The organism is Chryseobacterium sp. L12, from assembly GCF_056133985.1.
This window is the reverse complement of the sequence record NZ_JBVYOF010000005.1, coordinates 70585-88278: the sequence shown is the minus strand read 5'-3', so window position 1 is coordinate 88278 and position 17694 is coordinate 70585. Positions and strand designations below refer to the sequence as shown.

At 35.0% G+C, this 17694-nt stretch carries 17 protein-coding genes and 1 pseudogene; 9 read left to right on the top strand and 9 right to left on the bottom strand.

The features are described from left to right. Positions 1 to 49 precede the first annotated feature (49 nt). A pseudogene (locus tag AC0NBN_RS04410) lies at positions 50 to 175 on the bottom strand (IS1595 family transposase); the annotation flags it as partial. A 131-nt stretch (positions 176 to 306) separates the two neighbouring features. Between AC0NBN_RS04410 and AC0NBN_RS04405 the strand changes: the two are divergent. Further along, on the top strand, positions 307 to 1077 hold the full coding sequence (locus AC0NBN_RS04405; protein WP_160813501.1) for an MATH domain-containing protein: 771 nt from the start codon (positions 307 to 309) through the stop codon (positions 1075 to 1077). Positions 1078 to 1122: 45 nt separating this feature from the next. Here AC0NBN_RS04405 and AC0NBN_RS04400 read toward each other — a convergent pair whose 3' ends face one another. The 4 genes from AC0NBN_RS04400 to truA all read right to left on the bottom strand — a co-directional run bounded on the left by AC0NBN_RS04400 (position 1123) and on the right by truA (position 4614). Further along, positions 1123 to 1335, bottom strand: coding sequence for a hypothetical protein (locus AC0NBN_RS04400; RefSeq protein WP_143885264.1), 213 nt, complete (start codon positions 1333 to 1335; stop codon positions 1123 to 1125). A gap of 284 nt (positions 1336 to 1619) precedes the next feature. After that, complete coding sequence (locus AC0NBN_RS04395) at positions 1620 to 3371, bottom strand: ABC transporter ATP-binding protein (RefSeq protein ID WP_160813503.1); 1752 nt, start codon at positions 3369 to 3371, stop codon at positions 1620 to 1622. A gap of 124 nt (positions 3372 to 3495) precedes the next feature. Further along, on the bottom strand, positions 3496 to 3849 hold the full coding sequence (locus tag AC0NBN_RS04390) for a hypothetical protein (protein WP_160813505.1): 354 nt from the start codon (positions 3847 to 3849) through the stop codon (positions 3496 to 3498). A gap of 30 nt (positions 3850 to 3879) precedes the next feature. Next, a complete protein-coding gene (gene truA / locus AC0NBN_RS04385) occupies positions 3880 to 4614 on the bottom strand; it encodes a tRNA pseudouridine(38-40) synthase TruA (RefSeq protein ID WP_160813507.1) in 735 nt (244 codons plus the stop codon). Positions 4615 to 4762: 148 nt separating this feature from the next. On the opposite strand from truA, the gene lpxK reads away from it, so the two are divergent. The 7 genes from lpxK (at position 4763) to AC0NBN_RS04350 (ending at position 14832) form a co-directional block, all read left to right on the top strand. After that, the gene (gene lpxK / locus AC0NBN_RS04380) at positions 4763 to 5788 is read left to right on the top strand and encodes a tetraacyldisaccharide 4'-kinase (protein ID WP_143885260.1); all 1026 of its coding nucleotides are present in this window, start codon (positions 4763 to 4765) and stop codon (positions 5786 to 5788) included. 345 nt (positions 5789 to 6133) lie between these two features. Then, positions 6134 to 6619, top strand: coding sequence for a hypothetical protein (locus AC0NBN_RS04375; RefSeq protein ID WP_474467209.1), 486 nt, complete (start codon positions 6134 to 6136; stop codon positions 6617 to 6619). Between the two features lie 103 nt (positions 6620 to 6722). Continuing rightward, a complete protein-coding gene (locus AC0NBN_RS04370) occupies positions 6723 to 10769 on the top strand; it encodes an Ig-like domain-containing protein (RefSeq protein WP_160813509.1) in 4047 nt (1348 codons plus the stop codon). Positions 10770 to 10841: 72 nt separating this feature from the next. Then, the gene (locus AC0NBN_RS04365; RefSeq protein ID WP_474467204.1) at positions 10842 to 11504 is read left to right on the top strand and encodes a hypothetical protein; all 663 of its coding nucleotides are present in this window, start codon (positions 10842 to 10844) and stop codon (positions 11502 to 11504) included. A gap of 129 nt (positions 11505 to 11633) precedes the next feature. Continuing rightward, entirely contained in the window at positions 11634 to 12149 is a 516-nt protein-coding gene (locus AC0NBN_RS04360) for a thioredoxin-like domain-containing protein (RefSeq protein ID WP_160813511.1), read from the top strand. Between the two features lie 77 nt (positions 12150 to 12226). Beyond that, on the top strand, positions 12227 to 13321 hold the full coding sequence (dinB, locus tag AC0NBN_RS04355) for a DNA polymerase IV (protein WP_160813513.1): 1095 nt from the start codon (positions 12227 to 12229) through the stop codon (positions 13319 to 13321). A 38-nt stretch (positions 13322 to 13359) separates the two neighbouring features. Beyond that, positions 13360 to 14832: an alpha-amylase gene (locus tag AC0NBN_RS04350; RefSeq protein ID WP_160813515.1), complete on the top strand. Its 1473-nt coding sequence runs from the start codon at positions 13360 to 13362 to the stop codon at positions 14830 to 14832. Between the two features lie 260 nt (positions 14833 to 15092). On the opposite strand, the gene AC0NBN_RS04345 is transcribed toward AC0NBN_RS04350, so the two are convergent. After that, positions 15093 to 15542 carry a GNAT family N-acetyltransferase gene (locus tag AC0NBN_RS04345; RefSeq protein WP_474467200.1) on the bottom strand — a complete coding sequence of 150 codons (450 nt, stop codon included), beginning with the start codon at positions 15540 to 15542 and terminating at the stop codon, positions 15093 to 15095. Then, positions 15523 to 15648: a hypothetical protein gene (locus tag AC0NBN_RS04340; RefSeq protein ID WP_474467197.1), complete on the bottom strand. Its 126-nt coding sequence runs from the start codon at positions 15646 to 15648 to the stop codon at positions 15523 to 15525. The genes AC0NBN_RS04345 and AC0NBN_RS04340 overlap by 20 nt, the downstream gene beginning before the upstream one ends. 223 nt (positions 15649 to 15871) lie before the next feature. Here AC0NBN_RS04340 and AC0NBN_RS04335 point away from each other — a divergent pair, with 223 nt between their 5' ends. After that, positions 15872 to 16093, top strand: coding sequence for a hypothetical protein (locus AC0NBN_RS04335; RefSeq protein ID WP_160813517.1), 222 nt, complete (start codon positions 15872 to 15874; stop codon positions 16091 to 16093). A 186-nt stretch (positions 16094 to 16279) separates the two neighbouring features. Here AC0NBN_RS04335 and AC0NBN_RS04330 read toward each other — a convergent pair whose 3' ends face one another. Together AC0NBN_RS04330 and AC0NBN_RS04325 are read right to left on the bottom strand one after the other, a co-directional pair. Further along, complete coding sequence (locus tag AC0NBN_RS04330; RefSeq protein ID WP_160813519.1) at positions 16280 to 16444, bottom strand: FliH/SctL family protein; 165 nt, start codon at positions 16442 to 16444, stop codon at positions 16280 to 16282. A 49-nt stretch (positions 16445 to 16493) separates the two neighbouring features. Beyond that, positions 16494 to 17627, bottom strand: coding sequence for a leucine-rich repeat domain-containing protein (locus tag AC0NBN_RS04325; protein WP_160813521.1), 1134 nt, complete (start codon positions 17625 to 17627; stop codon positions 16494 to 16496). Between the last annotated feature and the right edge of the window lie 67 nt (positions 17628 to 17694).

Below are 17694 nucleotides of genomic sequence, written 5' to 3'. Positions count from 1 at the left end.
TGCTTGAGTTTATACTTCTGTATTTTTTACATTCATACTAACAAACACTTTTTATCCAAGAATATTCTTTGATCCCACATTTACAAACAAATCCCAGCTTGTCTCTTTCTGCTTTAAAGTGGCTGCTGCAAGCTTCTTCTGTGCCAAAATGTGCCGTAAAACTAAATAAATTCATCTCAATAATCTGATTTTCAACAAATATACATAAATTATTTCTAATTCCGGATATTCAAAAAAAATTATAGCCGTTCGTTTTTAGAACGGTTTTTGTTTGCTTTAATATAACCACCTTATACACCAGTCACAATGAAAAAACTATTACTTTTAATTTCAGCATTTTTTATGTCTGAAATTTCTGCGCAGGATAATATTTTGGGCAGCTCTGTTCAGAATTTTATCCCTGAAGATAAGATGAACATCATCAAAACCAATGTTACGGGATTTGCTTTCAGAAACATTAATCTTTCATACGAAAGATCCATCAACAGATGGTTTGCCGTAAATATAGGTTTCGGAACTGTTGCGGAAGGACGAGTACCTTTTATGAATGCTTTTCTGGATGAAAAAGATGAGCAAAACTTTCAGAATGTAAGGATTAAAGCGACCAATTTTACCATTGAGCCAAGATTTTACATTGGTGAAGGATATGGAAAAGGTTTTTATTTTGCTCCTTATTACAGGTATTCAAAAGTTTCTTCCAATACATTCGGCTTTACTTATGATTACAATGCTTTGGGAACAGTATTTCCGATCCCGCTGAAAGGAAATGGAGACGCAAGCGGAAATAGCGGGGGATTGATGATCGGAGCTCAGTTTTTCCTTACCAGACAACATAATTTTATTTTAGATTTCTGGATTGCGGGGGCACATTACGGCAAAGGAAAAGGAAATTTTGTTCTTGCAGGTGATGTAGTTCTTACCCCTGAAATGCAGGCTCAGCTAAAGCAGGAAATTGAAAATCTTGATATTCCTTTTGTAGACTATACCGTGGAAACCAATTCTTCAGGTGCCAAAATAAATATAGACGGACCTTGGGCGGGATTTAGAACTGGTTTTTCTTTAGGATATCGTTTTTAGTTATACAAAAACAGCGGCTAAATTTCTTTACCGCTGTTTTTTTTCTTAAGTATAGCATTCTCTGAATCTTGAAATCAGATTATCAAGAGTATGTCGCTGTACAAATACAGTTTTTACGTCGTCATATCGTGGGGATTTGTAAAACACTTCATGGAAATCCATGCTGCCGTTTCCTACTTTCACGATCTTTTTTACTTCAATATTTAGCTTTTTAAGTTCTTCTTTAAAAACTGAAAATTCGTCTTGTGTAGTATTCATCTTATTACTTTTTACTTTGGTTTTAGTTAAAAATTGATTTGCTTACATTGTATTACCCTTTGTAATATATGGTATAAAGTAATTTTTGTTAAAAATTACCGTATTTTTCCAGATAAAATGAGGGTATTGTAATGGTTTTAAGTATATGCAAAAGTTATACCTAAACAGGTTAATGTTAACCAAATATTAACTGAATATCAATTCTACGTTACTGAAACGGACTTATTAACAAAAAAAGTTTGAATCTCAGATTCAAACTTTAGTAGTATTATGACTATTTTATTCTATTTCTTTGCCTCTTCTTCAACTTCATGTCTCAATTGAGCTTTATATAAAGTTGAGTAATAGCCGTTTTTGTCTAACAATTCCAGATGTTTTCCTTCCTCAACAATTTTACCATGTTCCATGACGATAATTTTATCTGCTTTTTCTATTGTAGAAAGTCTGTGAGCGATAATAATGGAGGTTCTGTTTTGTGTGATTTTTTCTGTTGCACGCTGTATTAATTTCTCACTTTCATGATCAATAGATGAGGTTGCCTCATCCAGAATTAATATTTTAGGATCAGAAAGATAAGCTCTGAGGAAAGACAGCAATTGCCTCTGTCCCAGTGAAATTGAAGACCCTCTTTCGCTTACTACATAATCATAACTTCCCGGAAGCTGTTCAATAAAATGATCTACTTCAATTTCTTTAGCCGCAGCTTTTATTTTGTCTAAAGTAATATCATCATCACCAAAAGCAAGGTTTTCGTAGATACTTCCGTGGAAGAGAAATACATCCTGCAGAACGACACCAATATGACTTCTCAGATTATACAGCTCGTAATCTTTAAGCTCAATATCATCTATTAGAATTTTTCCGGAATTGATGTCATATAATCTTGTGATTAAACTGATAATGGTAGATTTTCCTGCTCCGGTTGCACCTACGATAGCAACGGTTTCCCCGGGATTTACTGTGAAATCTATTCCTTTTAAAACCTCCTGTTTGTCATCGTAAGAAAAATGTACGTCTTTAAAGTCAATTTTTCCTGCAAAATGGTCTTTTTTCACCGTTCCGGTATTGGTCATGGCATAATCTTCATCCATTATTCCTAAAACTCTTTCAGCTCCCACGATTCCGCGCTGAATGTTGTTGAAACGATCTGCAATTTGTCTCAAAGGACGGATCAGCATGGAAATAAATTGAATAAATGCAATTACAACCCCTGCACTGATGGTAATGTAACCACCGTAAAAAAGCACAAAACCAATAAAAAGCGACGAAATAAGTTCCACAACAGGAAAAAACAGAGAAAAGATAAATACAGTACGCAATAAAGCACTTTTCAGAGTAATATTAATATCGTCAAACTTTTTAAATTCTGATTCCTGTCTGTTAAAAACCTGTATAATAGACATTCCTGCTAATCGTTCCTGTACAAACGAGTTTTGTGTCGCAGTCCATGATCTTTCATCTCCAAAAGCTTTTTTAAGTCTTTTCTGAAAAAATCTTGTGATCACCACCATCAATGGTAAAATTGCCAAAGAAATATAGCTGAGGTGCACATCAACCTGAAACATCATAAATAATACGAAAGCAATTCTGAGTACATCACCGAAAACCATTAGGAATCCGTCTGTGTAAACGGTTGCAATAGTCTCAACATCACCTACAGCTCTGGTAACCAACTGCCCGATCGGAGTTTTATCAAAAAAAGCTGTCCTAAAATAAATCAGTTTATGATACAGCCTTTCACGGATGTCGCGGATCACATTTTGAGAAATATAATTGGAAAAGTAAACCAGAAAAAAATTTAAAATAGTTTCGGCAAAAACCAATCCGACCAGCATATAAATATGCTTCATCATCAAAGCTTTATCTTTAAGCTTGGTGATGTCATTATCTACAATCTGCATTGTAAGATAGGGTCGGTAGGTAGAAACTACAGATAAAATAATAGAAATGATGAGGGTGATAATAAACCAGGACCGGAATTTCATTCCGATAAAAAAAAGCCGTTTAATAATCGCCCAGGTGTCTTGTTTTTTCATTGTACGAAGGTTCGCAAGGAATTATATAAAAAAAATCTTTGCAAAAATACGGCTTTATAAATTGAATGCTCGAAGAAGTTGGATAGAAAATTGCAGATGATGATTATTGACCTGATGAATGTTTCTAAAGAAAGTTTTTAGTTGGATCAGATCCAATTTCTTCAATTTCACTTACATTAGTTTTTATTATTCCTCTTTCGAATCTTTTTTCAAGAATTTTATAAAATCCATAAACAGCCGCAATGGCAAAAATCCAGCTTATCATATTCATTAATGAAAATCCTGCATAATTGTTGTCATTCAAGGAGTCCGGATTAGAAACAGCTACGTAAAATGAGTAAGAAAAAAGGAATAATACCTGAAACCCAAAATAAATAACGACCGCCAAAAGACCGAAATGCCATTTTGTTTTACCGAACTTTTCGGCTAATCCGGCATAATACCTGTAGGCTGCAATAGCAATGAAAATAGACAGCATGATTAAGTTTTTTATAGCGAATATAAGTATTTATTCAAAATCATATCCTACATCAACCAAAAAAAGTCCGTGAGCAGGTGCTGATGTACCTGCAGAATTGCGGTTTTTATTTTCTATGATATTCCGAAGGTCTTCTGGCTGAATTTTTCCTGCGCCGATATCTACCATAGTTCCTACAATTGCTCTTACCATATTTCTTAAAAAACGATTGGCCGAAACAGTAAATTTTAATTCTGTTCCGTTTTGCTCCCATTTGGCTTTATAGATGGAGCAAAGATTGGTTTTGTTATCGGTATGAAGCTTGGCAAAACTTGTGAAATCTTCGTAATCAAATAAAATTCTGCAGGCTTCATTCATTTTATTGATGTCTAATGGTCTTCTCCAATGTTGCCATGCAGAATCCTGTGTGAAAGGATTTTTTTCTAATGAAATGTAATATTCATACGTTCTGAAAGTAGCATCAAATCGGGCATGAAAGTCATCTTTTACCTTAAATATTTTATAAACAGCGATATCATTCGGTAAAAAACTGTTGAGTTGATGTACAAGCTGTGGAGATAAATCCTGACTGGTATCAAAATGAGCAAACATTTTTTTTGCATGAACTCCGGTGTCGGTACGTCCTGCTCCTGTGGTTTTGATAGGTTCTCTAAGAATGGTAGAAAGTGCTTTTTCAAGCTCTTCCTGTACGGAAATGTCTTTTGGCTGAATCTGATAACCGAAATAATTTTTACCGTTGTATGAAAATTCTATAAAATATCTCAAAGCTGATATGTTTTAATTCAAGATGAGGTTTTTAAAAATCTATTTGCAAAAATACTTTAATTTAATGTAAATATTGATGTGAATATTTTGTAAAAACTGACTAAAAACATCATCAGATAGTTTTTAAAATTCTTATTTTTGCCAACGTATGAAAAGATGGTATCTCTATCCTTTTTCTTTAGGTTTTCACATGGTTACGGGTTTTCGTAATACGATGTATGATCTGGGAATTTTTAAATCTACTAAATTTAAAACGCCGATTATCAATGTCGGTAATCTGTCTGTGGGCGGAAGCGGAAAGTCTCCTATGGTGATGTATCTGGCAAAATCTTTGTCAAAAAATTACAGAACCGGCGTTCTTTCCAGAGGATACGGAAGATTGACAAAAGGGTATGAAGTAACCAATTATGAAAGCAATTATAAAACTGTTGGCGATGAAGCGATGCAGCTTTTTGAGCGTTTTAAAAACCGTTTTGTAATCGCAGTTTCGGAAGAAAGAGTTCCCGGAGCAAAAAAGGTGATTGATGATATGGATCTGGATGTTCTGATTCTGGATGACGCAATGCAGCACAGACCCATCAAAGCAGGCTTTAATATTCTTATGACCGACTTCAATGATCCTTATTTTAAAGATCATATTCTTCCTGCGGGAGATTTGAGAGAATCAAGGTCGGGAGCTAAAAGAGCCGACATTATTATGGTTAGCAAATGTCCGGATGAGTTAACGGAAGAAACAAAACGCTATTATATTTCCAGAATAAAACCAACAGCTCATCAAAAAGTATTTTTCTCTTCCATTGGATATGATGAAAACGTTTATTCAAGAGATAAAATGCTGCCTGATAATAATCTGAATTATTACGATATTCTTTTGATTACAGGAATTGCGAATCCTAAACCTTTACTGGCACATCTTGCGAAGTTTTCTCAGCGAGTGAAACATCTAAAATTCAGAGATCACCATAATTTTTCTGACTCTGACATTAAAAATATTTTGGCAGAGTACAAAAAAATGGGTGAATATAAACTGATTCTTACTACCGAAAAAGATTATGTTCGTCTTAAAACTTTTGATTATCTGAGAGATTTGGTTTATTACTGGCCGATCAATGTTGTAATAGACAGGAAAGAGGAGTTTAATCAAATCATTATGAATTTTGTAAACCGTAAATAGTTACTCTTACCTATAGGTTATATTTATCTTACTTTACAGTAGTCTTTTTGCTTGGTTGACAAATCAGGCATTTTTGTTATTGACTAATATTTCTACCGATACTTTAGACATAATATTAAAATATGGACATACCTAGGTATCTGTATTTTGGTAAAATGATAAAAATCATGTTATTTTATTAAATATTATTAATATATAATAAATTACGATACTTTTTAATTTAATTTATTCTAAAATAAAATGTAGATTTGCCAAAAATAAACAAATAGCACTTTTATAATGTTTGCTTTTTACAGGAAGGGCATAAATATCAAAAAAAAATTTTTGATAAGTCTCATTCTTTTTTTGTCATTCGTTAATATCTCAGCGCAAATTTATGTCATCGGTGATGCTAAAATTATTGCTGAAAAGTCTATTGTTGCTACAGAAAATTTAAAAAATTCACTTTCATCGGTTACAGCTTCATCCGGAGAATCTCACAACCATAAAGGCTCGGATAAAAATTCATTTAAGAGAAAACCTTACCATAAAAAAAATAAGACTCTCACACATAGGCAGTACAGGCGCGCTTCAGGAGATCATTTTCAAAATGTATTACAGAATTTCTTTAAAAATACGGATGATGATCGGTATTTTAGGCAATATGATTCTTTTCAAAAATCTTTAGTTTTACAAAATGATTCATCAAAGTATGGTGTTGCTGCAAAAAACGATAACCGTTTTGATATAATTTTTCTTTTTGAAAGAAATAAATTTTTCTATACATCCACACCTGTTTTTTATAGAAGCAAGGAATATTTTCTAACAAGACCTCCGCCCGGATTTGCTTAAGCATTCAGAATATTACTTTCTGATATCAATTTATTTTATACTTGAAAACTTTTAACGTCAGAATAAGCCCCGTAATGCGGTGCTCTGATTTTTTATCATGATAATGAAAAACTATATTTTTAAAGATAATCACCTGAAGAAAATCAGGAGTTTATTGATAGCAATGCTTGTAATACTCAATTATTTCACAGCTTCTGCTCAACAACCAAATTCTTTTGTTTTAGCAATTCCGGGACAAAACCTCAGTTTCCTCAATTCTAATAGGACACTGATTACGAACGCGGGTAATGGTGGTCTTTCTGCAGGTTCTGTCTGGCGGTATGATAATCTTCTTACGACCAATGGTATTACTATTTATGGTATCCTTACCATTAAAGAACTCAATGGAGCTGCAATTACCACTTTGGATAGTGAAACAGTTGGACTTCCGGCAAGGTTTCAGCCTTTTATCACTACCAATACAGCGGGAGGTTTTGCTCTATTTGAATTAGAATTTTATGAAGTAATTACCAATAACAGAGCCTATATTTCGGAGTATTATTTTACTTCGGTAGATATTGATGGTAGTGAATTTGTAGAAATTGGAGGTTATTCTACCTATCAGGTTGATGCTACCAGTGGATTGACGATCAGCCAGCAACCATCCGGAAGGACAAGATTTGGAGGAATTACAGGGGATTTAACGAATGTGACATTTGAAAATACTGCAGCATTTATTGCACAATACAAATTCCCTTATACCAAAGTTACTTTTGCTTTAGGTAAAAGCAATACAGGAACTTCTCGTCAGTATTCAGTACAATTTGGTACTGCGGGAGGTACTTTCTCTAATCCTACAAGCGTAAGAAACCCTGTGAAATTGATGTATATCAATAAAACCGCTGATAGCAATTATTTTGTGGGAGGTGAAACAAGGAAATACACTATGGTTCTGGATAATTTAGGAAGTACTTCTGAAAATGTTACACTTACAGACCCTCTTCCGGCAGGACTTACTTATGTGCCAAACAGTACAACTATTTCCGTTCCTGCTGCAAGTGTGAATGAGAATGTGGCAGATAATTTTAACTCGGTATCTTATGCCCGTAACAATGGTACAGCTTTATGGAAAAATGAATGGGCAGAAATAGGCGAAACCACAAACCCTGCAGCCGGACAAATATCTATTACCGGAAATCGCTTAAACTTTGTTACTTTGCCTGTTGGAAGAGGAATTGAAAGAACAGCCAATCTTACCAGAGCAACAAGTGCAACACTTTCATTTGTCTATACTCAAAGTGCTGTTGGCGGAACCTTAGACGTGCAGGTTTCACCAAACGGATCCAATTATTTTTCTATCGGAACAATAACTGGTACAACAAGTGGTACTTTCAGTGCACCAATTAACTCTTCATATTTAACAGGTGATATGCGTATACGATTGGTTAATAGCGGAACTGCATGGGGAACCAGAACTGTAACTGTAGATGACATCCTTTTACAATATACACTTTCTCAGGCAGCGCAAAATAAGACCAATGCTCTTTCAGGAGGCACCTTGATCAATGGTGTTCCGCCCAATGTGATTGTAAGCGGTGATAACATTACTTTATTACCGGGGGTACAAGCTACAATTACTTTTGATGTTACAGTAAATTGCAATGCACAGGGTACAATTACTAATACTGCCACCGCTGCAACACCCGGACTTTATGAAGATACAATATCCGCTTCCCATACAGCTTATGTAGATCCGGTAAATGTAACGGGAGCAAGTCGTTGTGAGGCAGGTACGGTTGTTCTTACGGCATCCGGAGCACAAGGAAATCAGCAATACCGATGGTACTCAGCTCCTACAGGCGGAAGCCCTCTTGCAACTGGTCCTTCTTTTACAACACCAAATATATCAGGGACGACAACTTATTATGTTTCATTCTATAATCCGAATAATGGATGCGAAACAGGTCGTACACCGGTAACTGCAACAGTTTCTTCGGCAAGCAGCATTACTGGAACAGGAGTAATAAGCAGCTCAACGGGACAAAATGGTTCAATATTAAGCACAGGTGCGCAGAACGGCATCTCTGCTGTTAATTCCGGAACTGGTGTAGCTTGGACAAATCCGGGTAATGCCATAACTGCTAATAACAATAGTGCATCTGTAGCTTTATCATCTACAAATACTTTATCGCAGAATTTAGATATTTCATTCCCGAATCTTACTTCCGTAATACCAGCGCTGTCTACTATTACCGGAATACAAGTAGGTATACTTCGCAGTAGCACAAGTGCTGTACGAGATAATACTGTACAACTATTAAGAAACGGAACAGTAACGGGTACAAATTTAGCAAATACAGCAGCAAACTGGGCTACAGCTGCAGGTACAGTTAATTACGGAGGCAATGCTAATCTTTGGGGAGCAAGCTGGACACCTGCTGACTTTACAAATACGGGGTTAAGAATTCGTACAGCTTATAATGCAGGAACGGCACCCACGGCTTCCGTAGATAATGTAACGATTACTGTATTCTATACTTCCTTTGGAGATGACCAGAGTAGTGTAAGCTTTACTCTTACCGGTATTTCCGGTGCAACTGGATATACTTGGACGGTTCCTACAGGAGCTACAATTACTTCAGGGCAGGGTACTGATTCAATTTTAGTGAATTTTAATAATGCAGGACAAAGTGGATCAAATTACAGCGTTTGTGCCACGCCAACTAACTCGTGCAGCACTGGGACACAGGTTTGCCGTACACTTGCCATCTCTAATAATGTGAACAATGAAATCTCAGGAACTGTTTATAATGACCAGAATGGATCTGTAAGTCCTCAGAAAGTAGATGGGATTCCTATTTCGCAGATTGGAGGTCAGCAATTATATGCGGTATTAACTTCAAATACAGCTCCTTATAACGCTATTTCATCAGTAACAATAGCTCCGGACGGAACGTATAAATTTAGTTATCTTGCAAATACCACAGCAAATTTTTATAGGATATTTATCAAAACAACACCTTATGGTGATGGTATAGCAGTGCCTGTTACATCAGACCTTCCGTCTGGTGCTACATTCAACGGGGCGATTGATAACGATGCGGCGAATTCCTTAACAGGTGGAAGCACAACTAATGGATTCCTTGTAGTGACTGCCGGTAATAATACTAATAATACCAATGTTAATTTTGGAATTTTAGTGAATAATCCGGTATCTAATCCTGATACAGCAAATACTTTGGAAGACAACCCTGTGACATTTAATATTTTATTAAATGATGCGGTACCTACCGGAAGCATCAATGCAGGAACGGTAGATCTTGATCCGTCAACTCCAGGACGTCAGGTTTCAGTGATGACAACAAACGGAAGCTGGAGTGTTGATAACAGTGGAAATGTTACCTTTACACCTGTTGCTGATTATTTTGGCACCGATTCTATTTTTTACACAGTAGAAAGCAACGGAGGATTCATCTCTAATCCAACCTCTATTACAGTTACCATAACTCCTGTAAATGATGCGCCTTCGTTCACAAAAGGAGCAGATCAGACACATACACAAAGCGGATCTCCAGTTGCTTATACAGTTCCTGGATGGGCTACCAATATCAGCCGCGGACCTGCGAACGAATCTGTACAAAATATTAGTTTTATTGTTACCAATAACAACAATGCAATGTTTAGTGTACAGCCTTCTGTGAATGCAGCAGGTCAGCTTCAGTATACGGTTGCGGCAAATGCGGCAGGAACTGCTGTTGTAAGTGTTAGAATTCAGGATGATGGCGGTGTAGCTAATGGAGGCGTCGATACTTCGCCTGTTCAGACATTTTCTATTACAGTTACTTCTTCAAGATGTTACAAACCGGCAGTAACGAATGCAGGAGCTACATTTCCTGCAAAGCATGGTGTTACAGCATTATCTGCAGCAGGAGCCGATAACGGAAACTGGCCGATGGTAAGAGAAAGTGCATGGAGCGTCATTGAATCAAAAGAAAAAGGATTTGTTATCAATAGGGTTGCGGATACAGCATCACTCAGCAATATTACCAATCCGGTTATCGGAATGATGGTATACGATATTCAGGCAAAATGTCTTAAAATTTATGCTTTGAAGTCTGGAGAAGCTAATCCTGCGTGGCACTGTTTTGAAAATCAGGCTTGTCCGGATTGATTTTTGGTCAATTTACATAGAACTTTTAAGTGTAATTGAATATCCTCTCTTAGATATTAAAGATAATTTAAAATGAATAATATTAAAAATATCATCACTATAATTGCTTTTACAGTCTTTTTTTCTGCAAAAGCACAGGTTGCTATAGGGAAAAGTGAGCTTTCCAAAATACAGCCGGCAAATACAACAACCAATACAAGCATTTCTTTAGAATTTTATGATGCACCCGACAATAAATATGGGATCGTTCTTCCGTGGACTTCTACGGTCAACAATCAGCCTGTAGCATACAACGCAGCAACAGGAGCGGGTTATAGAGGGATGCAGGGAACCATTGAAAACGGAACTCTGATCTTTGATCTTTCTGACAGAAATGTGAAATACCGAAAAGACGGAGCATGGTTTAATCTTACGAATGTAACCTATCCTGTAACGGTAACAAGAGCAGATAATACTACTCAGACTATTACGGGAAATAATACAGTAGACAGCTCTTTGCAGGATAATAAAAGAGAAAATGCTACTGCAAAAGTAGCAATCGGAACAAATTCTGCAGCAGATACAACCAATGGTATTCTGGTGCTTACAGATACAAACCGCGCCATGGTTTTACCTAAAGTAGCAAGTCCGCATCTGAATGTCATCAATCCTTCTCCCGGAATGATGGTTTTTGATACCGTTAAGCAGCAGTTAGCTGTATTCAACGGAACTGTGTGGAGCTTTTGGCAGCCTTAATTAAATCTGTGAAAAACAATCAGACAATCCCTGAAAATCTTCAGGGATTGTCTTTTTAACATCTTATTGTTTGTTAAAATTTTACGATATATACGCTTCAATGTTTAGATTTGTAAAAAAATATTGAGAATGAAGCAGATTATGATTTTTGTAATGATGAGTATCTTTACATTAAGCTGTGCCCAGAAAGCACCACAGGAAAATAAAACACAGTTTTCAAAGGAGGCATTACGCCAGAAGCTTGAAGATGAAAATGGTAAGAAAATAAGTGTTCAGGAAATTCTTGATCAGCATAAAGGTAAGGTTCTGGTTATAGATTTCTGGGCAGGATGGTGCAGAGACTGCCTTTTAGCATTGCCAAAAGCGGAAGAGCTTGAAAGAAATAACCCCGATGTAGATTTTGTTTTCTTTTCTCTGGAACGATCAAAAGAGAAATTTCACAGCAGTCTGGAAAGTTTTGATATGAAAGATAAAGAAAACTATTGGTTTTCTGCAGGCTGGAAAAATAACTTTAACAATTATGTTGATCTTAACTGGATTCCAAGATATATGGTTGTAGATCAGCAGTCGGGAATTGCCAAATACTATGCAATCTCACCTGAAGATCCTGAAATTCAGAAAACAATAGATCAGCTTTTAAAATAACTTTAAAAAATTTTATTGATCTGAACTGCAAACATTGAAGCTTGATTTAAAAAACGTAGAATCCATATCTTTGTGATATGGATTCTTCTTTTCCCATCAGAAAAATTATTCATGTTGATATGGATGCATTTTATGCTTCTGTAGAACAGCATGATCATCCGGAATTAAGAGGAAAAGCCATTGCAGTGGGTGGTGGTCATCGTGGTGTGGTTTCTGCGGCAAGCTATGAAGCAAGAAAATTTGGAGTACGGTCTGCAATGCCAAGTAAAACAGCCCGCGAAAAGTGTCCGCATCTTATTTTTGTTCCGCCAAGATTTGCAAGATATAAGGAAATCTCAAGGAAAATCCGTGAAATATTTTATGAGTATACCCATCTTGTAGAACCGCTTTCTTTAGATGAAGCATATCTGGATGTTACCGAAAATAAGAAAGGAATAGAATCTGCCAATCAGATTGCCAAAGAAATCCGTAAAAAAATTTTTAAGGAAACCGGTTTAACGGCTTCTGCAGGTATTTCGGTAAATAAATTTCTTGCTAAAGTTGCTTCGGATATCAATAAACCAAACGGACAGAAGACCATTCATCCTGATAAAATTGAAAGCTTTCTGGAGGAACTTCCGGTAGATAAATTTTATGGTGTAGGAAAAGTGACTGCCAATAAAATGTTTAGCCTGTCGATCTATAAAGGAAAAGATTTGAAAAACAGATCCTTGGAAGATTTAACGAGACTTTTCGGTAAGTCAGGCAAATATTATTATGATGTTGTACGAGGTATTCACCATTCGGAAGTAAAACCAAACCGAATACAAAAAAGTGTAGCTGTAGAGCGTACTTTTCTTGAAGATCTTTCTGATGAACAGCAGATTAATGAAAAGCTGGAAAACTTAAGCAGGGAGCTTCATCAGAGATTAATGAAAAACAACATTTTGGGAAGATCTTTAACACTGAAAATCAAGTATAAAGATTTTTCACTATTTACAAGAAGTTTTACTAAAGAAGAATACTTCAGCTCTGCAGAACAGTATTTTTCCACTGCTAAAAAATTGTGGGAACTGCGTCCTTACGATAAAGCGGTACGATTATTGGGATTGTCATTATCACACCTCAACACCGAAGAAAAAAAGCAGGTCTCTGTACAGCTCAAAATCCGGTTTGAGGAATTTGAGGATTAATAACAGCAATACACTATTCATAAAATTTACTTGTAACTATGAACCCAACTATGATTCAGTTCTTCCACTGGTATACAGAAGGTGGAGGAACGCTTTGGAAATACGCAGCACAACAATCATCATATTTAGCAGAATTAGGCATCACTTCAGTTTGGTTTCCTCCAGCCTATAAAGGAACAGACGGAGAAAACTCTGTAGGTTACGATGCATACGATCTATTCGATCTTGGAGAATTTGACCAGAAAAATTCTGTTGCAACAAAATACGGAACCAAGAAAGACTACCATAAAGCTATTAAGGCGCTCAAGGAAAAAAATATTCAGGTTATTGTTGACATTGTTTTAGGACACAAAGGAGGAGGAGATGAACTTGAAAAGTTTAAAGTAGTAAAGGTTGACGAAAATAACCGTGATAAAATTATATCAGATGCTATTGAAATAGAATCTTATACCAAGTTTACTTTTCCCGGAAGAAATAAAAAGTATTCGGATTTTGAATGGAATTTCACCTGTTTCAGTGGTGTAGATTATGCAGAGGGAAAAGATTCGCATATTTATAAAATCTTATCTGAGTATGGTGATGACTGGGAAGAAATGATTGATGATGAAAAAGGGAATTATGATTATCTAATGTTCAATGACGTTGAACACAGAAATCCGCATGTAAGAGAAGAGCTTAATAAATGGGCGCAGTGGTATTTTGAGCAAACCGATTTTGACGGTGTCCGACTGGATGCGTTGAAGCATATTTCATTTGATTTTTATAAAGAATGGCTCACACTTCTCCGTTCCAATTCCGGAAAGAATATTTTTGCAGTTGGTGAATATTGGGCTCCCGGATATCTGAATCTTCTTCAAAAGTATATTGAAGCTACAGAAGGATGTATGAGCCTTTTTGACAGCTCTTTACAAAACAATTTCTGTAATGCTTCCAAAGAAGGTGCTTCGTATGATCTTCGTAGAATTTTTGACGAAACGCTTACGCAGGCAGATCCCATGCATTCTGTAAGTCTGGTTGATAATCATGATACACAGCCTTTACAGGATTTGGAAGCTCCGGTAGAGTACTGGTTTAAACCGCTCGCTTATGCATTGATTTTGCTGAGAGAAAATGGCTACCCTTGTGTTTTTTATCCGGATTTGTATGGTGCTCATTACAAAGATTTTGACAGAGAAGGAAACGAACAGGAAATTTTTCTGGATAAAGTAGACGGAATCGAAGAATTATTAAAAGCCAGAAAAGAAAATGCCCACGGAATTCAGCGGGATTATTTTGAAGATGCCAATTGCTTAGGCTGGGTGAGAGAAGGAGACGAAGAGCATTCTGGCTGTGCTGTGGTGCTGAGTAACAAAGATGCGTATGAAAAGCCTATGGAAATGGGAGAGAAATATGTTGGAAAAACTTTTTATGACAGACTTGGAAGAAGCCAGGAAAAAGTAACCATTGATGAAAATGGTTGGGGAAACTTCCCGGTTCCGGCAGGAAATGTAAGCGTATGGATTGCAGAATAATCTGACCATAAATAAAAAATAACCGTTCTAAAAAAGGACGGTTATTGATTTTTATGCAAAAAACGGTTGTAAATAATACATTATTCTACAATATCAGCAAGCCCTCTGAAAAGATTGTGCGGATATTCAGCCCAACGGTTGCACAAATAAAGATACCATTCTTTTCCATAAACAACATAGATTCTGCATTGTTAACCGTGGTTTTTGAAAGTATTATCTCTATGGCTTTAAGCAATTAATTTATCTCAGACAGTTGTGTATTAAATTTTTAATTTCATTCTTAATAAAGGATAGTTTCTTCCTTGGTCATCTTGATCTGTTCTTGCACATATCTCAAATCCAGATTTTTGATAAAATTTTACTGCTTTTACGTTTTGTTCATTCACATCAACTTTATTGGCTTTCAGTTCTTTTACTGCGAAATTCAGCAACTGCATACCCAAACCTTTTCCGAAGATCTGAGGATCTAAAAACAGCATTTCAATCTTTTTTTCAGCGACTCCGATAAATCCGGATACGATATTTCCGTTTGTCAGGCAAAAAACATCCAGCTGATTAAAATTGATAGTACTTACTAATTCTTTAATTTCTCTAAAATCATTTGGACTCAAAAAATCGTGAGTAGCAAGAACTGAATTTTCCCAGACTTTCAAAACCTGTTCCCGCACTTTATCGCTGTATGGCTCAATGTTAAAATGATCTTTCTGCATCGTTATAACTGCTGAAATTGGCAAATTTTTCGTGGAATTTCAGTTTTTCCCTGAAATCCTGAGAAACCTGAATATGCATGATTGTAATTTTTTTACAATAATACATACATTGGTTTAATGTTGCAAAAAAATCCTGTAAGGTGGAGTTAATTTATGTTTGAATTAATTTGTAGTTAGTAGTCTTGTGTGAAAGTGGAGTGCAGTTGAAGGCATGAATTGGAATTAGCGATATTTTAAGATTTGACTATTTTTTATCCTTGTCAAGGTTTTAAACCTTGACAAGGGTAACTGTTTACACAATAAAACTAAAAAGGTCTTACACAACCTGCGTGAAACAAAATGCAGTTGCAGGAGGTTACAAACACACTTGTTTTAAACCACCGGAGAACGTCGGAGGTCTTGCGCAACTTGCAGGAAACAAAATGCAATTGCAGGAAGTTGCAAACAGTTATGTTTATAATAAAATTCGAATGCAGGAAGTTACGAACACTCTTGTTTTAAAATTCCGGAGATTGATGGAGGTTTTCCTTAATTCAAAGCAAATAAAATAACAGGCTGATTTTCTGTGATTTAAGCTGGTTGCTCAAAGTCAGGAGACTTTGCGCAGCGAGGAAAATTTGTGAAGCAGAGTATTTATTAAAACCTGCTATCAACATTTACGTCTCTTGTAAAACTATCTAATAAAGATTTAAAAGAGACGCTAGTAGATTTTTCCAGCAGAGTAAAAATTCACTTCTTTACTTTCTTTTCAATAAAAAAGTTAAACCAGCTATTAAAAGTCCCAGTATTAAGCCAAATACTCCTCCTTCTTTACGACCCCTATTATTTCCTTTCCAAAAACCTTCTTCATGTCCCTTATCGAAGCCTTTAGCTTCTCCAGCACTAAATGCGCGATTTCCCATGTTTTATATTATTTAAATTTTAGTAGTTTAGTTCTAAATTTATTAAAGGTTATAGAGAATTTTCTTTGTTGAAAATATTATGAATTTGTTTTGTTAGCTTTACAAAATATTCCTCAATTTCATTTTCATTCATTTTTGAAAAAGGATGAGATGGGGTATTTAAAGCTTGGTAATTTTTTAGTTTTGATACTTCAAACATGCAGGGTTTTAATATAATGGATAAGATTAAAGTTCCATTTTTTTCTGCATTTTCTAATATCGGAGGAATTTCTTCTTTATTTATAAACTCTGAAGCTAAGAAATTTGTAGAAACAAGAAAAATTGCAATCCCTGCTTCTTTTAAAGATGTAATAATTTTTTCTTTCCAAATATCTCCAGTTTGAAGTTTATTATCATCCCAAATTTCAAGATCAATTTGAAAATGATTTGTTAATACTTTTAAATGTTGTTGTAATTTTTCAAGCCAAGTTTTATCATTATGTGAGTAGCTAATGAATATTTTATTTCTTTTGATTTTGTTTTCCATATTTGTATTTACTTCATTCTTTGTATTTGTGAGAGATTCGGAAAAATTCAAATATTTTAATGAATTTCCTTTTATTTTTGATAAAATTTTATAATGAGGATGTATATTATCTGAATTATCTGATGTTGAAAAAGTATATAAGCAAATCAATGATTTAGGAAAGTAGCCAACTTTAGGGAATTTACTTATTGGTAGATTATTTATCCATAATTTCCTTAAGTTTTGAAGAGTCATAATATTGCTGTTTAATTTTTCAATATTATTATTACTTATATCAAGTTCTCTTAATTTCTCAAGATAAAAAACTTCTTTAGGTAGTTCTAAAATTGAGTTATTTGCAAAATGTAAGCTCAACAGATTTGTAAGTTGCTTTATTTGAATGGGAATTGTTTTTATTTTATTATTGTTTAAGTTTAGTATTTTAAGTTTTTTTAAAGTACAAACTTTAGAATAAAAATTATTTATATTATTTCCCGATAAATCTAATGTTTCAAGTTTTTTCAATTTTTCAATCTCCTGAGGAATGACTTTTATTTTATTATTTCTTAAAATTAATTTTTTAAGATTTTTGAATTCAAAAATTTCTTCGGGAATTTTAGTTAGATTTTGATTTGATAAATCAATCTTCGTTGTATTTACATTTAAAATTTGATTCATTAAATTTAATGTTTAAATTTGTAATTCCTTTGGAGGGAAGGATTTAAAAGGGTAATTAATTTAAAAG

Coding starts and splice junctions, on each gene's coding strand:
- AC0NBN_RS04345 (WP_474467200.1), bottom strand. CDS start 15,542: ATGCAGAAAGATCATTTTAACATTGAGCCATACAGCGATAAAGTGCGG.
- dinB (WP_160813513.1), top strand. CDS start 12,227: ATGGATTCTTCTTTTCCCATCAGAAAAATTATTCATGTTGATATGGAT.
- lpxK (WP_143885260.1), top strand. CDS start 4,763: ATGAAAAGATGGTATCTCTATCCTTTTTCTTTAGGTTTTCACATGGTT.
- AC0NBN_RS04370 (WP_160813509.1), top strand. CDS start 6,723: ATGAAAAACTATATTTTTAAAGATAATCACCTGAAGAAAATCAGGAGT.
- AC0NBN_RS04390 (WP_160813505.1), bottom strand. CDS start 3,849: ATGCTGTCTATTTTCATTGCTATTGCAGCCTACAGGTATTATGCCGGA.
- AC0NBN_RS04330 (WP_160813519.1), bottom strand. CDS start 16,444: ATGGGAAATCGCGCATTTAGTGCTGGAGAAGCTAAAGGCTTCGATAAG.
- AC0NBN_RS04405 (WP_160813501.1), top strand. CDS start 307: ATGAAAAAACTATTACTTTTAATTTCAGCATTTTTTATGTCTGAAATT.
- AC0NBN_RS04360 (WP_160813511.1), top strand. CDS start 11,634: ATGAAGCAGATTATGATTTTTGTAATGATGAGTATCTTTACATTAAGC.
- AC0NBN_RS04350 (WP_160813515.1), top strand. CDS start 13,360: ATGAACCCAACTATGATTCAGTTCTTCCACTGGTATACAGAAGGTGGA.
- AC0NBN_RS04325 (WP_160813521.1), bottom strand. CDS start 17,627: ATGAATCAAATTTTAAATGTAAATACAACGAAGATTGATTTATCAAAT.
- AC0NBN_RS04395 (WP_160813503.1), bottom strand. CDS start 3,371: ATGAAAAAACAAGACACCTGGGCGATTATTAAACGGCTTTTTTTTATC.
- AC0NBN_RS04365 (WP_474467204.1), top strand. CDS start 10,842: ATGAATAATATTAAAAATATCATCACTATAATTGCTTTTACAGTCTTT.
- AC0NBN_RS04340 (WP_474467197.1), bottom strand. CDS start 15,648: ATGTATTATTGTAAAAAAATTACAATCATGCATATTCAGGTTTCTCAG.
- AC0NBN_RS04400 (WP_143885264.1), bottom strand. CDS start 1,335: ATGAATACTACACAAGACGAATTTTCAGTTTTTAAAGAAGAACTTAAA.